Genomic DNA, 18,595 nt, shown 5'->3' with positions numbered 1-18,595 from the left:
GTATGATAAAGCGAGCGGGAATAGTGGGAGCCGGAATTGCCGGAATTGCTTCATCCATTCGTTTAGCTAATAAAGGCTACCACGTAGATGTTTACGAGGCGAATGCTTATCCCGGAGGTAAGTTGAGTGAAATTAAGTTAGGCGACTATCGTTTCGACGCGGGTCCCTCTCTGTTTACGTTGCCTGAGCTAGTAGAAGAGTTATTTACGCTTTCGGGTGAGCAAACCCAAGATCACTTTGAGTACCAGCCGTTACCGGTTGCTTGCCACTACTTTTATGAAGACGGCACGTTTCTACAGGCTTTTGCCGACCGAAAAAAATTCTTGGAAGAAATAGGCCGAAAAACAAATGAGCGCCCCGAAGCCATCCAAGAGGCCTTACAACGTAGCTCCCACCTCTACGATACTTTATCAGATTTATTTATGAAGCGGTCGTTGCACCGGTGGCAAACATTCGTGAACAAAAAGGCGTGGCGAGCCTACGGGAAACTGCACCGACTAGATTTTTTTCGGAGTATGCATCAAGCTAACCAGCAACAGTTTCAGGATGATCGAGTAGTGCAACTATTCAATCGCTACGCTACCTATAACGGTTCTAATCCCTACGAGGCGCCTGCCACTATGAATATCATTCCGCATCTGGAATTCAACATTGGAGCGTACTTTCCCTCCCGAGGTATGTATTCTATCACTCAGAGCCTGTATCGTTTGGCAAAACGATTAGGGGTACAATTTCATTTTCAGTCTCAGGCAGAAGAAATTAAAATTAGAAATTCAAAGATACAGGGAATTAAAGTAGAAGGCGAAGTGCAAGAGTACGACGTGGTAGTGAGCAACATGGATGTGGTGAACACCTACCGTAAACTTTTACCGAATGTAAAACCACCAACTCGCCTGTTAAATCAGCCTAAATCTAGTTCGGCCCTAATCTTTTACTGGGGAATCAATCACACGTTTCCGGAGCTGGACCTACACAATATTTTCTTTAGCCAAGACTATCAGCAGGAGTTTGAACACATCTTTCAGAAGAAAACGGTCTATCACGACCCTACGGTTTACGTTAACATTACCGCCAAATACAAACCTGACGACGCTCCGCCTGGTTGTGAGAACTGGTTTACCATGATTAATGTGCCTAATAACGATGGGCAAAATTGGGATACGTTAATCGACCAAGCGCGAGATACAATTGTAGATAAAGTTAGTCGCCGATTAGGTGTTGATTTAGGTTCTAAGATTGTGGCCGAAGATATTCTTGATCCTCGTACCATAGAAAGCCGAACGTCTTCTTCACAGGGAGCTTTGTACGGCAATAGTTCTAATAATCGCTATGCGGCATTTCTGCGCCACGCCAACTTTAGCCGTAAAATTAAGGGGTTATATTTTTGTGGCGGAAGTGTACACCCTGGCGGGGGAATTCCGCTTAGTTTGCTTTCCGCAAAAATTGCCATAGACCAGGTAATGTAATGAATAATGATTGATGACGAATGATTAATGGAGTAATTAATCATCAATCACTGGTCATTATTCATTATCTAGGCTTTGATGGCAGCCATTGCCGAATCTTCACCTACTAATTGTCGGTAGCGTTCGTAGCGAGTCAGAATCTCCCGAACGTAGTTTACTGGTTCGGCTCCGCGTACGTAACCCGATTTGGCTACCGGATCGTTATAATACTCTGGTTTAGATTTTAGCAGTAGGTACTTAGAAACACTACTCCAACTTTCAGGATCTTCACCATGTTTACGAGCCAAACGTCGGGCGTCTAGTACGTGACCCTGCCCCGCATTATAAGAAGCTAGTACAAACTTGATTCGCTCTCGGTCGTCAGCAATATACTTCTCCCAAATTTTGTCTAGCCAGTTCAAATAAGCTACTGCTGCATTTAAGCTCTGATTGGGGTTGAGCATATCATCTACTCCGTACATTTCTCCGGTAGCAGGCATCAGTTGCATCAAACCCACCGCCCCAGCCCAAGATTCGGCTCTAGCATCGAACTTAGATTCTTGATAAGCCTGAGCAGCTAGCAAGCGCCAATCCCATCCCAAACTATCGGCTGCTTGCTTAATTATGCCGTCATAGGGAGAAATAGCATTACCGGTGAGCGATGAGTAGTCGCTACGTACCCGGCGCAGCGTAGCTTTAGGGCTTTTATAGTACTTATTGTAAATTACGTAGTAATCAGCTTCCTGCTTCATACTGCGTATCCAGGCGTTAACCGCTTCCAGAAGGTCGGGGGCATTAATTCGGGTTGCCCAGGCAATTTTCTGCGGAAAACTAATTGGAGTGTTCACATCAATAATGGAGTGATACGTGGCATTCACGAGTGCTAAGTCCTCCTTGGCTACGGTAAAATCAATCTCTCCATCGGCCACCATTCTAATAAGTGTCTCGGAATCGAGCTCTTTCTCTACAATCTGAATTTCGCCCCCAATTTCTTCGGATAAATTTTCTAACCGAGTAGCGTAGGAAGAATTTGCCGGAACCCATACTTCTTTGCCATCCAATGCCAAAGGGTTACGAATTAGGTATTCTTCAATCTGATGACGCTTGCGCTGTCGCCAGTTGGGCGGTTTACGCTGAATGAGTACTTGTTTTACTTCATTATGATGCTCGGTGAAAGCAACTCGTTCTTTATGCTGGGCCGTCACTGCCATATTGTAGGCAATAATATCGCCTTCGCCCGAATTCAGTAGCTGAATAGCTTCATCTACACTGTTGGTTAGTTTAATGTCAAGAGCTAGGTCTAATGATTCAGCTAACCGATTCAATAACTCGTATTCGTACCCCATTGGTTGCCCTCGGTAAATAAAGTAACCGGTAGAGCTATTATTAACAATCGCAATGAGAGTATCGCGCTCCTGTATCAGGCCTAAGTCTAACTCAACCGGATCGGAGTCTTCTTTTTCAACTTCAGCTTGCTGAATCATTTTGCCTTCTTCCTGGCAAGCAACTACCAGTATTGAAGAAAAAAGCAATAGAGCAAGTCTTGAAGATGCTATGTTAAAAAGAGTTTTCACTATTTTATGATTGAGGCAATATCATTTGATTGGTAATCAAAAATAATACCTACGTAATCTTTAGCGTATAAAATCAATATTCTAATTTTTCTTTAAACTATCTACGATTTTATTGTAAAAATTCGCAATAATGCTTAACGAAAATTTTGTAAATAAGGTTTAATATCATTAACGATCAGAAATATTTTACAGTTATTGTACAAACATTACATACGTTATAAAATCTAAATTATAGAAAAATTTTCAATAAAAAAATAAATAATTGTATTATTTTAATTAATTCCTAGTTGAAAAAGCTGTTTAATAAGCTCTATTCTGAGTTAGCACTAACCCTGATTTCCCTAGATTATGAGGCATTTCCTGCCCGAAGACAGTTTCGGCGGATCAGTGAAAATGGATATCATAGCATGATACTATCTGTTGCGGGTCAACAGCCTACTGAAATTGAAGTATTTCTAGGAATCAGGATAGATATGGTAGAAGAATTAGCCTATCAATTTACTGATGGGCTAAAAGAGTATGGCCCCTACAGCACTACGCTAATTGTTCCGGCTAGAAAAATATCAAGTGAACCACAGTACTTCTACTCTTTAACTACTGAAGGGGATATTCCTGAAATACAACGTAAAATCATGCTTTTTATGAACGAGCAGGGATTCCCTTTTCTAAAAGAATACGGAAACGTGAAGGCATTGGACAAATTATACAACCAAAATCCTGAACAAAAGCTATCGTATGTTACGAATGAATTCCACCGAGCCTTGCGAGGAATAGTATTGGCTAAATTGGCTCAGCAGTCTTCGTGGAAGGAGTTAGTGGAACAGTACCGAACCAAGCTACAGAAGCGAGGCTTGCCTGAAGTACAAATGCAGCGCTACGAAAGATTAGCCAACTTCTTGACCAACTACTCATTTAGCTAGTCAGTAAGCCCGGACGCCGTTCTTCAGTACGAGCCACCGATTGTTCCTCCCGCCATTCATCAATCAACTTCTGATTGCCTGAAAGCAATACCTCGGGTACTTTCCAGCCATTGAATTCCGCCGGGCGGGTATACACCGGAGGGGCAACCAAATCATCCTGAAAGGAATCAGACAGTGCGGAAGTTTCATTGGATAACACTCCAGGAATAAGTCGGATAATAGAATCGGCCAACACCGCTGCGGCCAATTCGCCTCCAGAAAGCACATAGTTGCCAATGCTAATTTCGCGTGTAATTAAGTGCTCGCGAACGCGCTCATCCACCCCTTTGTAATGACCACACAAAATGATGATGTTTTTTAGCAGCGACAGGCGGTTCGCCATTTTTTGGTCGAGCAATTCGCCATCAGGGCTCATATAAATTATTTCGCTGTACTCTCGCCGCGATTGTAAAGACTCAATACAGCGGACAATGGGTTCCAGCATTAGTACCATGCCCGCCCCACCGCCAAAGGCGTAATCATCAACCTGCCCGTGTTTATTCACCGCGTATTCGCGCAAATTATGAACCTGCACCTTCACGATGCCTTTATCTTGCGCCCGCTGAAGGATAGAATGGGAGAAAGGACTGTCTAACAGTGCGGGAACACAGGTGATAATATCGATTTGCATAACTTAGTCTTTGGAAGGTAAAGGTAAAAATGCGTACGAATTGTTCATAACCTGCCCTTGATCTTATACTTTTACCAAATAAATAGTGTCAAGGTGCGTAGTGTTATGGTATTATGGTTGGAACAGCCAGCCATGTGAATACAGAAGTTAAGTAGTTCTGAACAGCAGACGAATTATTATGGCATTACAACACCACGCACCATAACGCTTTAACACACTAACACCATTCAGACTATGAGAAAAAAGATTATTGCCGGAAACTGGAAAATGAACAAAACTTTGGAAGAAGGAAAAATCCTAGCTTCTGAAGTTGTTAATATGGCCAAAGACGAACTACGCGATGATGTGCAGTTGGTGCTTTGCGCTCCATTTGTTCATCTAGGTAGCTTACAGTCCATGCTAGCCGATTCTACGATTGCGCTAGGGGCTCAAAATTGTAGCAATCATGCTTCGGGAGCCTACACGGGTGAAACCTCTGCCACTATGCTTAAGTCTATTGGCGTAGACTACGTGATTCTAGGCCATAGTGAACGGCGAGAATATTTTGGCGAAACAGATTCACTGTTGGCGGAGAAGGTTGATATGGCTCTGGAAAATGGGTTGCTTCCTATATTTTGTTGTGGCGAACCGTTGGATGTACGGGAAAAAGACGGTCAGCGAGCCTACGTGCAACAGCAGATTGAAGAAAGCCTGTTTCATTTGAGTGCTGAGGACTTTGGTAATGTTATAATTGCCTACGAACCTATCTGGGCCATTGGCACCGGGAAAACGGCGAGTGCTGACCAAGCTCAAGAAATGCACGCGGCCATTCGTAAGCAGATTACCGAGCAATACGGAGAAGAGGTAGCCAATAATACTTCTATTCTTTACGGCGGAAGCATGAAACCCGGTAATGCCGAAGAACTTCTCGCTTGCCTGGATGTAGACGGCGGGTTGATTGGCGGAGCCTCCCTAAAATCACGCGACTTCGTAGACATAGCTAAATCATACTGAATATAAGTGGTATAGTGCCTAAGTGTTATAGTGTTAAAGTTCTGAGTTTGAGTATAAATGTAATTGCACCCCAAACTCAGAACACGAAATTTTGGATAGAAGTATATAAATATCGTAGTACCCTAACACCCACTTTGTGAAACAATACATCGCCGTAGAAATTAAGTGTAGCGAGTCGCTTCGGGAGATTCTAATGGCCGAATTGGGTGAAGCGCAGTACGATTCATTTCTGGAAACCGAAGATGGATTGGAAGCCTATGTTGAACGAGCGCACTTTGATCCATCGCGGTTAGAAGAAATACTGCGACAATATGATTTATCTAAGACAGATTATCAGGTGCAAACCGTAGAAGAGAAAAACTGGAACGTAGAGTGGGAAAAGCACTTTGAACCTATTCTGGTGGACGATCAGTGTTTGGTGCGAGCCACCTTTCATCAGGCTGATAAAGAATATCCCTACGAAATTATTATTGACCCCAAAATGGCCTTCGGTACCGGACACCACGCCACTACCTACTTGATGCTACAGTGGCAACTGGAACTTGACCAGCGTAATAAATCAGTAATTGACGCTGGTTGTGGTACCGGAGTACTGGCGATTATGGCGAACAAGCGCGGAGCAACACAAATAACAGCATTTGATAATAATGAGTGGGCGGTAGCTAATAGTCAGGAGAATCTGGAGCTAAACCAGTGCTCAGAAATTAAGCTATCCTTAGGAACGATACAGGATGTAGGCGCAGAACAAACTGTAGACCTAATTCTAGCCAACATTAACCGCAATGTACTACTGGATGAAATGGATCTATACGCTCAGCAACTTACTTCTGAAGGTGAATTACTGTTAAGCGGATTTTTAGAAGCTGACCAAACTCTCATTGAACAACGAGCCCAGGAAGTTGGGTTACAGCGCGTAGGCGTAAAATACCACAATGGTTGGGTGGCTTTGTTGCTGGGATAGTATTAGTGTGTTATGGTGTTTTAGTACTAGGATATTCAAAGCTCAATATATCTGAAACCATAACACCATAACACTACGTACCTAACGCCATTGCCGACTCATCTCATAACCTTTCTTCAGCCTGCAAACATCTTCTCTCTTACTAATCAAACCTAGCTAAAGCTTTCAAAATAGTACATACCCTACTTCCGTAATATTATCATGCGGATATAATTCCACTTCTAGCTAAATTTTTTCGTTGGTAAAACGTTATGGTCTAGACAGGTACGTGAATAAACAAGTGGTATGAAGGCGAAGTACATTTTCTTCACATTATTGCTATACACACAATTGGGGTGGGCGCAACGCTACGAGTTTAGCGATAGCCTGACCTACGGCGATCAGGTGCGGGAATGGTTTTCTCGCGCCAGCGACAGTAGCACCATCAAATTGGGTGAGCAATTTGCGGTTTTCTGGGATGGCGGCACGTTATCTTCTACCCAAAAAGATACGCTGACGGCTATAACTACCCAAATGTTGGCTAAAAATTACAAGCTCAAACCTTACTTAGCCGATCTGCACGCTACCGTATTGTACGCCGTAGACTCAGCCAATATAAGCGCGGCTAATTTGGATGCCATGCTGGGAATGCTCCATAAAATGACACTGTACTACGAGCGACGGCAGGTAGGCTACGGGCTAAATACGTTAAAATCATTCTTTGCCGATGGCGCAATATATCGGGTAAACTACAATAAGCTGTACGCCGAAGCCGATGGTTATTCTTTTGAATTTATTCCCACTTCACAAGATGAACTGATACCGGAAGAAGAGTTAAGCGAAGGCGAAGATGAATTCTTAAGTGAAGAAGACCCTTGGGTAACCGATGAGGAAGAGGTTGCTGAAGAAGATGCGTGGGGCGATGATGCTTGGGGAGACGATGATGCATGGGCTGATGAAGACTGGGGCACTGCTGCCGATGAAACACTACCCGAAACCGAAGAAGAGGAAGAAGGCGATATTATAGATTATCTGATTCAGGAGCCTATCCAGCCGGAGCTGGTGGGGGCGGTTATGCGTTTTCAGAACGTAGATTTTACTTTCGCTACTACTTTTGATACCGCTCATCTTCGTCAGGCTAACGGAGCATTGATGCTAAAAGATCAGTTATTTGTGGGTGAGGGCGGAAAGTTCGATTGGGCAATAGCTGGTTTAAGCGAAGACTCGGTTTACTGTACGCTGGGTAAATACAACTTCGACATCAGAGTGCCTAAGCTGAATGCCGAAAAAGCAACCATGACCTACCTCGGTAAAATTAAGGAACCGGTAGAAGGATTGTTTGAATTTGCGAGCGAACGCCATTTGGGACCACGCGATGCCCGCTACCCTCGCTTTAAAAGCTACCGCAGCGATGTAACCGTTAATATTTACGATAAGCAAGAAATTAACCCCAACCAGGTTTCTCTCATCGGTGGGTTCTCACTGATGGGTAACCGAATTAGCAGTGCTTCTTTTTACGAGGGTGAAACGATGGTAGAAGTGCGCGAGAAAGGAGCTAGAAAGTTTAAAGCTACCTCGCTTCGCTTTGGTATTACTGATTCGCTCATGACCAGTAGTCAAGCCGGAGTAGTGATCTACCAAAACAATGATTCTATCTATCATCCGGCGGTGAAGTTTAAGTACATTTTAGATTCTTCGTACTTAGTCCTACAAACCACCAAGGGCAATTTCAAACGTACACCTTTCATTTCTACCTTCCTCAAAATGGACATCCGAGCCGATATGATTCAGTGGAATCTGCAAACCGATAGTTTAGCTATCTCCACGCTTTCGGCTCGCGATAAGGTTCCGGTGCTGTTTGAATCGCAAGAATACTTTAGCGAAGAACAGTTTGACCAATTGGGGCGAATGTACGATTTTCATCCGCTAATTTTGGCGGTAAGCTATGCCCGTAAAAACCGAAGTGGCACATTTTACGCCGATGACATGGCTCAGTCTGTTCGGAAAAATCCGAAAATTATCCGATCAGCCATGAAGGATCTAATGGGCCAAGGATTTATTGAGTACGACGAGGAATCAGGTGAAGTAACGCTAAAACGCAAAGCCTACCATTACGTACTATCCAAGGCTAAACAAAAAGACTTTGATGATTTGGTTATTCCATCTTTTGCTAGCGACGGACCCAATGCTGTACTCAACCTAGATAGTATGGCACTGGCGGTGCAAGGAATTGAAAAGTTTACTATCAGTAATGAGCTTAACGTACAAATTATTCCGAATAACAACGAGGTAACCATGCTCGGGCAGCGGGATTTTCAGTTTGATGGCACGCTACTTTCCGGAAACTTTGAGTTCACGGGACAAAACTTTACGTTTAAGTACGATAGCTTTCGGATAGATTTGCCCCAAATTGACTCTATCGCCTTTTACCTGCTCGATGAAAAAGGCAACCGTAAGAAAGTAGATAATACTCTGCAAAGTGGTATAGCCGCTGGTATGCAAAACACATCGGGAACATTGTACATTAATGATCCCCAGGATCGTTCGGCTCGAAGCAAGGATCCCAGTTTTCCTAAGTTTGACGCAGAAAACGGAGCAATTGTCTACTTTGACAACAATGGAGTACTTGACGGGGCGTACGACAAGTCAGTATACTACGTTATTCCTCCCTTTGATATTGATAGTTTAAACAGTGCTGACCCTTCTGCCATCTCATTTCCTGGTACGCTTTACAGTGATATGCTTCCTCCGGTTGAGGAAAACCTTAGTGTATTGTCAGATAACTCTATGGGCTTTGAGCATCAGACACCTACAGGAGGGTACGCGCTGTACGGAGGCACGGCTACGTATAATGATAAGCTAACGCTAAATGCAAATGGACTGAGGGGAACAGGAACGATAGATTACCTCAGCACGACCCTGGAATCAGAGGACTTTATCTTTTACATGGACTCAGTAATTACCACTGGTACGGTATTGGACATGCAGGCGGGTAGTGTAGGAACTGCCAGTTTCCCACAAGCCTACGTAGAAGACTATGAAATGACTTGGCTACCCCGTCAAGATAGTATGTACATCACTAATAGAGCCAATCCATTCGATTTATACGATCAAACGGCGTCTATGAATGGTCAGGTAATCTTAACCGGTGACGGTCTTCTGGGAGCTGGAACATTATTCACCCGCGGCTCAGAAGCCATATCCGAAAACATGGCGTTTGAACAAAGTCAATTCTCCGCTCGTAACGCCAATTTTGAAATTAAGTCTGATAATCCTAAAAAGCCTGCTCTGGCCGGAGAAGATGTTTACCTGAATTTTGACTTGGTAGCTAACCAAGCCAATATTAGTCCGGAAGTGGAAGGTGTGGCTGCCATCGGGTTTCCCTACGCGCAGTTTAGAACATCTATCATTCAGGCGGTCTGGGATTTGGAAGAAGAAACTGTACGAATGAGTAAGCCGGAAAATGTAGCGATTGAAAATTCATACTTTTACGCTACCCGGGCCGAACTTGACTCTTTAGTATTTAATGCGGAGGAAGCCATTTACCGAATTCCGTTGCAGCAGTTAGATATTTCGGGTATTCCGTACATTACGGTCGCCGATGCAAAAATTACCCCGGAAAACAACCAAGTACAGATTCGGGAAAACGCTAAGTTTGATACCTTTACCAACGCCACTCTGGTAATTGATACGCTCAACGAATATCATAACCTCTTTAACGGAACCATCGATATCATTTCCCGAAACGAATTTCGGGGGAAGGCAACGTACGAGTTAGTGTCAGCCAGCGATACCTTCGCCATTCAGCTCACCGAATTTTTTACCGACTCAGTGCAAGCCGACCGAAGGGGGAAAAAGTGGATAAAGCACACCGTAGCAGATGGTACGGTGCAAGAGGCTCAGAATCTGATTATCTCTCCCGGAATGCTCTACCGCGGAAATATCCGAATGCATGCCGCTAAAGAAGCACTAGAGCTAGATGGAGAAGTCAAGCTAGATTTCAAAACCATTCCTAACTATAATACTTGGATTAGTTACTTAAGTGAAGCCGGTGACAAAGAATTAAAATTTGATATTGCCTCTAGCACCACTGATACCGGAGAGCCTCTCACTGCCGGGTTGCACCTCGACCGCAGCAATAGTTTATACATGACTTTTGTGACGGATCTCCGCTCACCCGAAGATCCCGATATTTTCCGACCGCAAGGGATGCTGTCGTTTAATGAGGAGGAGCAGAAGTATACTATCCGTAGTCCAAAGAAAGATGAGCCTAATGCCCTATCGGGAGATGTATTTACCTTCGATGAAAATGACCAGTCTGTAGCCTTCGAAGGAAAGCTCAATCTGCTTCCTTACCCCGAAGCTGGGTTAACTATTCAAACGGCGGGGTCGGGCAAAGGTGATTTGCAGACGAATGAATATAAGCTGGATGCCTTTATGACTATTGATATTGACCTGCCCGCGCAGACGGTAGCCATGATGGGAGAGGATTTGAACGCTGCACTTAACAAATCAGGTGCCCGAGCCGCCATTAGTGACCGCACTCGCTTGCTGTACAAACTGGCTGAGTTTATTGGCGACCGAGCCGCCCGAGAGTTTGATGAGCTATCTATCTCAGAGTACACCCCTATGTTTTCTATGGGGCCGCAGTTAGAGAAAACCATTGTACTGGCCGATGTGCAGTTGGTTTGGTCTGATGAGCACAAAGCTTGGTACAGCACTTCCCCGTTAGGTATATCCAATGTGCAGGAAACCGACATCAACGGTCAGGCTACCGGATTTTTAGAGATCAAACCCACGGATGAAGGAACAATTATCAACTTATTTGTGCAGGCTTCCGCCGATTCTTGGTACTATTTCTCTCATCAGAACAATCGCATGGGCATTTGGGCGTACAACGAAGAGTTCTGCGATGAAATCGGTGCGCGATCTAAAATGGGTAAAGCCGACTCAGATGAGTTTGCCTTCTACCTAAGCGATATTTCCGAAACACTTACTTTCATAAATCGCTTTCGCCAAACTTACCTCGGCATTGATGAACCCTACAATTTTGATATTGTACCTGATATGATCGCTGATGAGGAAGCGGAAGAAGAGGACAAAGAAGCCGATCGGGATGGTTTCTGATCACTCGAGATTTTTTCAGAATACCCATGTCGTTGAAGTTTCTTATATTATCGCCGTTAGTAATCAACAAAACTTTGGGCACGCTTATAGCGTTGCTTAGACGAAAGAGAAGATTAAAAGATGATAATTGTTTATATAGGTTGTGCGATACTTTTAGCGTATTTATTAGGTTCTATTCCCTCGGCAGTTTGGTACGGCCAGCGAATGTACGAAGTTGATGTGCGGGAGCACGGCAGCGGAAATGCCGGAGCCACCAACACTTTCCGGGTGCTAGGTAAACGAGCCGGTATTATTGTCCTACTGCTCGATATGCTGAAAGGAGCGGCGGCTACTTCATTGGCTAGAGTGCTACTGCAACAAGATATTATCCCGGCTGATCGATTGATTGAATTTCAGCTGCTCTTAGGAATTATAGCCGTCGTAGGTCACATCTTTCCGGTATTTACGAAGTTTGACGGAGGCAAGGGGGTAGCTACCTTGTCGGGTATGGTACTTATCATTCAGCCAGTAGTTGCTCTACTGTGTGCGCTGGTATTTCTCATCATTCTTATCTCTACCAAATACGTCTCGCTAGGCTCGCTGCTGGCGGCATTGTCATTCCCCCTACTTCTATTACTGCGCCCCTTCCGAACCGGAGAACCCCTGCTAATTGCTTTCGGCTTCGCCATGTTTGTACTACTAGTGGTTACTCACCAGAAAAATATCCGGCGATTGCTTAGCGGAGACGAAAACCGCACGTATCTTTTTGTGAAGAAGGATTAGCATTTTGGTGTTATTGTGTTAGGGTCGCCACGAAATGGTGTTAAAGTGTTAATGAATACTTATACATCTATGAAAGAAGTTCCTGAGTTAGCCGTCGAGTATTCGGTAGCCTCCTCTCTTTCCTTGAGTTCAATCCTGACTGAAATCTACGATTTACCTGAGAAGCTTAAGGTAGAATATCTGCATCAAGGTTTTAATGATACTTACCTTGTCACTACAGAAGTATCTAAATATATACTAAGAGTATACCGACATAATTGGAAGTCACTCGATGATATTCACGGAGAAATTGACTTTCTCCTACTACTGAAAGATGCACACATACCTGTTTCCTACCCAATTGCTAATATTAATGGCAATTTTGTCATTGAACTGAATTGTCCTGAAGGAACTCGATATGCTGTTCTTTTTAGTTATGCCGTCGGAGAAAGTATATCGTCGCTTAATAGTAAAACGGCTAGATTATTCGGAGAACATTTGGGGCGATTGCATAATGTGACTGAAAAAAGGGAGGACAAAAGATTGTCCAAACGGTATACTCATCCAGAAATCTTTGCATCCACCTATAAATTTTTGAAATCGAGATTGGGTAACTCGAGTGATATACTGCAAAAAGTAGCTGGTCTTGAGCAAAAACTAGCGGAGAAAATAGATATGAGCAACCTAGGCAGGCTGCCTAAAGGAATATGCCACGGTGATCCGCATTACGAGAATGTATTTTTAGAGAAGTCATCCAAGAAAATGACGATATTTGACTTTGATTTTTGCGGCTACGGCTATCTGCACTATGATTTAGGCAGCTTCTTCAAGTATGAGCGAAGTAACAAGCAAAATAAAGCCAAATTTTTGGAAGGATACGAACAAATACGACCTTTGAAGGTAGAAGAAAAAAGGTTAATACCGTATTTTGAAGTATTGATGAGAATATTTCACTTGGGCGCGAGAGCAAATAATGCTGATGGAATCAAAAACCCTCTGTGGCCAAAATGTGAGATAGAAAAAACGCTTGAGAATATTATTCATCAGCTTTCTTCAATAGAAAAGTAATTCAGACAGCGATTGAAGATCATAAACAACGCAGTCAATAGCACAATAACGATTAGCACCATAACACTAAAGAATATGTCTACCTTTCAAACCTACGTTGAGGAAAATCAAGATCGTTTTTTAGACGAATTATTTGATCTATTGCGGATTCCGTCGGTCAGCACCGATTCTAAATTTGCCGATGATGTACGGCGAACCGCCGATTTTGTAAAAGAGCGACTGTTAGAAGCTAAAGTAGACAAAGCCGAGGTTGTTGAAACTGATGGCTACCCGATTGTATATGCCGAAAAGATGGTTGATCCAAGTAAGCCAACCGTCTTAGTCTACGGTCACTACGATGTGCAGCCCGCTGATCCCTACGAACTCTGGAAATCGCCCCCGTTTGAGCCGGAAATCCGGGATGGGAAAATTTACGCCCGGGGTGCCTGCGATGATAAAGGGCAAATGTACATGCACGTGAAAGCCCTGGAAACTATGCTGGCCAACGATGCGCTGCCCTGCAACGTAAAGTTTATGATTGAAGGTGAAGAAGAAGTAGGGTCTAACCATCTTGCCGGATTTGTAAAAGATAACCGTGAAAAGCTACAAGCCGACGTAGTACTGATCTCGGACACCGGAATTATTGATAACGAGAACCCATCCATCACGGTTGGTTTACGCGGACTAAGCTACATGGAAGTAGAAGTAGCCGGGCCCAGAGTTGATCTGCACTCCGGCATGTTTGGTGGTACAGTAGCCAATCCGATTAATGTGCTTTGCCAAATGATTGCTTCATTGCACGATGAGCAAGGGCGTATTACTATTCCAGGTTTTTACGATAAAGTGGTTGAATTAAGTCAAGAAGAACGAGCCGAAATTAACCGGGCACCGCAGGATGACGAAAAATATAAGCAGGAGTTGGGTGTTCAGAAACTCACTGGCGAAGATGGATACACTACGTTGGAACGAATTGGCATCCGGCCTACGCTGGATGTAAATGGTATTTGGGGCGGCTACATTAGCGAAGGTGCCAAAACGGTATTGCCATCCAAAGCCTACGCTAAAATCTCCATGCGTCTGGTACCCAACCAGCATCCCGATGAGATCGACGAGTTATTCACCAAGCACTTTGAATCTATCGCCCCCGAAACCGTTCAGGTGAAAGTCTCTCCCCACCACGGGGGCGAACCCGCAGTAGTACCTACCGATTCTCCCGCGATTGAAGCAGCGAAACAAGCCTTTCAGGATGCCTGGGGGAAAGAACCATTCCTAACCCGCGAAGGCGGTAGTATTCCGATTGTATCATTATTTCAAAAAGAATTAGGTATTGACTCATTGCTGATGGGTTTTGGATTGGACGAAGACGCCATTCATTCTCCCAACGAAAGTTACGGGGTCTTCAACTTCTTGAAAGGCATAGAAACTATCTCGCTATTCTATCAGCATTTTGCTAAAGCTTGAAAAAGGGATAGGAACATAATTGATTGTGCTCCTACTCTTTTCTCACTCTATTTTCTTCCTCTCTTGACCTACGAACTCGCGATCGTTTATTGGTTGCTTCACTGCTGCCAAAAGATCGGGAGTAGGTAAGTTTGATGATACGTGATCGGGAGGATTCAGTACGGAAGTTGGTGTGCGTATTCACTGCGAAGGCTTCTTCGGTTAAGCCCCCGTACCTAGCTCTGATCTGCATAGATTGTAACACGTCAGTGACCGCTATTTGAAAGCTTCCTCGGTTATTGCTTAATTCTTTCTTTACGCCCATGTTTAACATACCAAATCCGCCAATCTTTACCGACCCTTTGTAAGAAGGTGAGTTATACCATCCGGAAATTTCCACAAAAAACTGACGAGGAAGTTTAATGGTCTGGTTCCCGTACAGCGAATAGGCAAAGTAGGTTTTAGCAGCGGGTACCAAAGTATAATCCAATTCAAATTGACGCCAACCGCCTACCCATCCCTGGTTTATAGTCCACCAATCAGTGATTGAAATGGGAATATCGGCTTGGAAGGTGAGATTGTTCTGATACTTCAAATTCTGAGGAGCTACGTATAGCAAATCCCGCTCCGGGTTTTCGGTCAATTGAAAGCGAGCGATAGGATAATCATCCCGACCGGCTAGCACCGAAAATGAGTATCCGCGATAGATATAACCTACTTTTACATTGTTGGTAATCGTGGGTTGCAACAGTGGATTTCCGGTAAAAACCGACATTGGGCCACTGTAAGTAAGATAGGAGGCCAGATCGTTATAGGTCGGGCGGCTAATTCTTTTGGTGTAAGATAGTTGCCAGGTAGTATGATCTCCCACTTTTTTGGAGAAGAACAAACTAGGGAACAGTTTTCCAAGTCTTCGATCAATCTTGTTTTCTTCTTTTTCAGCGTCAGTACGGGTGTGAGAATATTCGTAGCGGGTGCCTATCTTCAACTCGGCTGATGGACTTATCTGCCAAGACGAAGATGCGTAAACCGCGCCAGTGCGCTCGTTCATGGCAATGTCGTTTGAGGTTCGAGAGGTGTTTACCCACTCATTGTCTTCCCAACTATCTATTCTTGACAAACTGGTACTACGAGTGTATGCCCCCTTGACACCAGTTTCCAGGCGTACTTTTTCATTCCATTGCTTCGTATAATCCAGACTAATCACCCCTACGTGAATTGGAGTATTAGCGATACCACGCTGGCGGTTGGAAAAAATGTTGCCTTTGGGGTTAACCTCATTAGACGCTTGGTCAGAAAAGCGGGTGGAAATTTCGGATGGGTTTTCGTTTTTATAATACAAATAATCAGCGTTGAAGCTCAGCTTTTCGCCTTCCTTTAGTTCCTTCTCCAGAAATAGCGAAGTATTGCTATTCTTCCAGCGATTGGTTGCATCAATATTCGCCTCCATCAGTAGAAAAGGGGCTTGTATGGGAGTATACTCGCCCCGGTTGGCTCGTTCGGAAAATACCTGGCTATGGTTGTAAGTGCTATTGATCCCGATAGTGGTATTTCCCAAATAAGCTTCTAAGCCCAGCGTAGCATTGTGGTTGTCAGATACTAAATGGGTAGTGTTTAGAAAATATACATCTAATTCACCTCCCAGATCCGGCATATCTTGGTTCCCTTTTACCCACAAGTCGCTGTAGCTATGGTCGTGTAGAAAGGCGTATGATCCGTAGACATTGACTTTACTACTGTTATGAGAGAGATTGACACTGGTTGCCGCTTTTTCGCCAACTCCCAGTCCTCCGGTAACGGAGAGCGTACCCGTAGTGCCGACTTCCTCGTTTTCTTTGAGTATGATATTAATGATTCCGGCATTTCCTTCCGCATCGTATTTGGCAGGAGGGCTAGTTAGTAACTCTATTGTCTCAATATTGTCCGCACTCATACCGTTCAGCATCGCTACTACCTGGGCGACGGGTAGGCGCATTAATTTTCCGTTTATCATCACGGCTACTCCGCTTTGTCCGTTCAGCATAATGCCCCCGTTTTGGTGATCTAGCGACACTCCGGGTGATCGTTCTAGTACTTGTAAAGCCGAACTTCCCCTAGTCATCACGCTACTCTCAACGTTAACAACTGTTCGGTCTATCCCCTGCTGAAATAGAGGCTTCTCCGCTTGAATAACGACTTCGCTCAATTGCTGGGTATCTTCACTCAATACCTGAGTTCCAATGTCTTGTTGCTCTCCGTTTGCTACGTCAAAAGAGGAAGATTCGTAGGTCTGCCATCCTACCGCCCGAAACTGGAGAAGGTACGTTCCAGAGGTAACGCTTTCTAAAATGTAAGTACCAGATTCGTCAGTGATAGCTCCTTTCGCCAGAGCTGAATCAGCCGCGTTGAGTAGCAGTACATTTACAAAAGGTAAGGCCGTGCCACTGGCATTAGTCACTTTTCCGGATAGTTGAGCCAGCGCAGGCTGTATGAACCAACCAAGTAGCCAAGTAAGTATGATTGTTTTCGTAGACATCTTTTAGGGTGTTTTGTGATTATATGTATCCTCGGACTTGTTCCGGTTGGCGTCCAGCGTGGAACGCTCCGACAGGGTCTTCTTCCTACTATGCAGGAGACCCCGGAATTCGCCGGGCGCCGCGCGCTATCGCTCATCCAGGGAAACTCTATTTTGCTAATCCAGATGATTGTGGGTGCCGATATTGCGGTACATTCTGAGAGAATGGTCGGCTTGGCGTTGCCAGATTCGGATACCTTTGCCTTCGGTTCTTCCGGAAAAATTGGGCACAGTCCATTTCACTCTAAATTTGGAGTACTCGAGGATATGGTCATCGGTCGCTTCGTAGTGATAGGTATAGACGGCTATAGAATCAATGGTTACATCCCCCTGGTTGTACTGAATCAGGTAGGGCTTTATTTCATCAATACCGCTGACAGTTGGTTCCTGGAAGGGCATAAACTTAGCATCATCAGTATAGAATTCTGATCGCAACTCACCCGAACGCAGGCTGACATACTTTTCATTTAAAGCATTGTAGGCTCGTAGTTCCAAGGGGATATGCTGGGTGAAATAAAAAGTTTCTGCTGAAGATTTTCCAGCGGGTAATTCAACAGTCAATGCTTCCGGATGCTCAACCGGATGAAAAAAGCCGTAGGATTCTCCCTTGAGGACTAAGCTACTATCTGGCCGAACTCCCCAAACATTCCAGTATTTACCGTTTTGAACGAAAGTCGTGTCTAATTCTAAGTCAGTATATTCTTTACTAAAGACGCCAATCTCAACAAACGTACTATCAAGACGAACAACTTCTTCAGCCGTTCTTTGAAGGATACTAATATCTTGTTGGCGAAAAATCTGCTGGTAGAAGGCGGTAATTTCATCGATACCCGTAAGCGTAGGTTGGTACTCGGGCATACTGATCGCATCTTCGTGGTAGTAGGTTAGAAAGCTCTCCAGATCATCATTTTTTTCAGCAGTGGTTCGTAGTTTGGATAATTTTTGGATCTGTTGCTCAACCGCTTCCGAAACAATGATTCCCTCGTTCTGAGCATTGGCGTAGAAAAAGGAAAAGAAGAGACTGCAAGTGAGGATTAAAGGAATTCGCATGAATTTGATTTTTAGTTACGGATCAAATCAAATGAGTGTATAACGAATTGGGTGCAGAGGAAAAGCGAGTGGGAATGCAGAGATTCCCTTAATT

12 protein-coding genes are annotated in these 18,595 nt (G+C 44.2%); 8 read left to right on the top strand and 4 right to left on the bottom strand.

Translation table 11 applies throughout. From position 1 onward, the window contains the following. Positions 1-2: 2 nt before the first annotated feature. On the top strand, positions 3-1,466 hold the full coding sequence (gene crtD, locus P0M28_RS13935) for a 1-hydroxycarotenoid 3,4-desaturase CrtD (RefSeq protein WP_302210514.1): 1,464 nt from the start codon (positions 3-5) through the stop codon (positions 1,464-1,466). Positions 1,467-1,534: 68 nt separating this feature from the next. Here crtD and P0M28_RS13930 read toward each other — a convergent pair whose 3' ends face one another. Then, a complete protein-coding gene (locus P0M28_RS13930; RefSeq protein WP_302210513.1) occupies positions 1,535-2,977 on the bottom strand; it encodes an MltF family protein in 1,443 nt (480 codons plus the stop codon). Positions 2,978-3,306: 329 nt separating this feature from the next. Between P0M28_RS13930 and P0M28_RS13925 the strand changes: the two genes are divergently transcribed. Beyond that, positions 3,307-3,939, top strand: a complete 633-nt coding sequence (locus P0M28_RS13925) for a hypothetical protein (protein WP_302210512.1) — start codon at positions 3,307-3,309, stop codon at positions 3,937-3,939. Here the strand turns inward: P0M28_RS13925 and trmD are convergent. Beyond that, positions 3,932-4,609, bottom strand: a complete 678-nt coding sequence (trmD, locus tag P0M28_RS13920) for a tRNA (guanosine(37)-N1)-methyltransferase TrmD (RefSeq protein ID WP_302210511.1) — start codon at positions 4,607-4,609, stop codon at positions 3,932-3,934. The genes P0M28_RS13925 and trmD overlap by 8 nt on opposite strands. Positions 4,610-4,843: 234 nt before the next feature. Here trmD and tpiA point away from each other — a divergent pair, with 234 nt between their 5' ends. The 6 genes from tpiA (at position 4,844) to P0M28_RS13890 (ending at position 14,918) form a co-directional block, all read left to right on the top strand. Next, positions 4,844-5,602 carry a triose-phosphate isomerase gene (tpiA, locus tag P0M28_RS13915; protein WP_302210510.1) on the top strand — a complete coding sequence of 253 codons (759 nt, stop codon included), beginning with the start codon at positions 4,844-4,846 and terminating at the stop codon, positions 5,600-5,602. A 136-nt stretch (positions 5,603-5,738) separates the two neighbouring features. Then, positions 5,739-6,563 (top strand): 50S ribosomal protein L11 methyltransferase, encoded by an 825-nt coding sequence (gene prmA, locus P0M28_RS13910; RefSeq protein ID WP_302210509.1) that lies wholly within the window; start codon positions 5,739-5,741, stop codon positions 6,561-6,563. Positions 6,564-6,848: 285 nt separating this feature from the next. Then, complete coding sequence (locus P0M28_RS13905) at positions 6,849-11,669, top strand: hypothetical protein (RefSeq protein WP_302210508.1); 4,821 nt, start codon at positions 6,849-6,851, stop codon at positions 11,667-11,669. A gap of 120 nt (positions 11,670-11,789) precedes the next feature. After that, positions 11,790-12,431: a glycerol-3-phosphate 1-O-acyltransferase PlsY gene (gene plsY, locus P0M28_RS13900; RefSeq protein ID WP_302210507.1), complete on the top strand. Its 642-nt coding sequence runs from the start codon at positions 11,790-11,792 to the stop codon at positions 12,429-12,431. 69 nt (positions 12,432-12,500) lie between these two features. Then, positions 12,501-13,478, top strand: a complete 978-nt coding sequence (locus tag P0M28_RS13895; RefSeq protein ID WP_302210506.1) for a phosphotransferase — start codon at positions 12,501-12,503, stop codon at positions 13,476-13,478. Positions 13,479-13,553: 75 nt separating this feature from the next. Beyond that, on the top strand, positions 13,554-14,918 hold the full coding sequence (locus P0M28_RS13890; protein ID WP_302210505.1) for a dipeptidase: 1,365 nt from the start codon (positions 13,554-13,556) through the stop codon (positions 14,916-14,918). Positions 14,919-14,949: 31 nt separating this feature from the next. Here P0M28_RS13890 and P0M28_RS13885 read toward each other — a convergent pair whose 3' ends face one another. Together P0M28_RS13885 and P0M28_RS13880 are read right to left on the bottom strand one after the other, a co-directional pair. Further along, on the bottom strand, positions 14,950-17,412 hold the full coding sequence (locus tag P0M28_RS13885; RefSeq protein WP_302210504.1) for a TonB-dependent receptor: 2,463 nt from the start codon (positions 17,410-17,412) through the stop codon (positions 14,950-14,952). A 156-nt stretch (positions 17,413-17,568) separates the two neighbouring features. After that, a complete protein-coding gene (locus P0M28_RS13880) occupies positions 17,569-18,501 on the bottom strand; it encodes a Cif family virulence factor (protein WP_302210503.1) in 933 nt (310 codons plus the stop codon). Between the last annotated feature and the right edge of the window lie 94 nt (positions 18,502-18,595).

Source organism: Tunicatimonas pelagia, from assembly GCF_030506325.1.
In the GTDB taxonomy this organism is placed as follows: Bacteria; Bacteroidota; Bacteroidia; order Cytophagales; family Cyclobacteriaceae; genus Tunicatimonas; species Tunicatimonas pelagia.
Note: the sequence above shows the minus strand (reverse complement) of the source record. Positions and strands in the feature narration are given on the sequence as shown.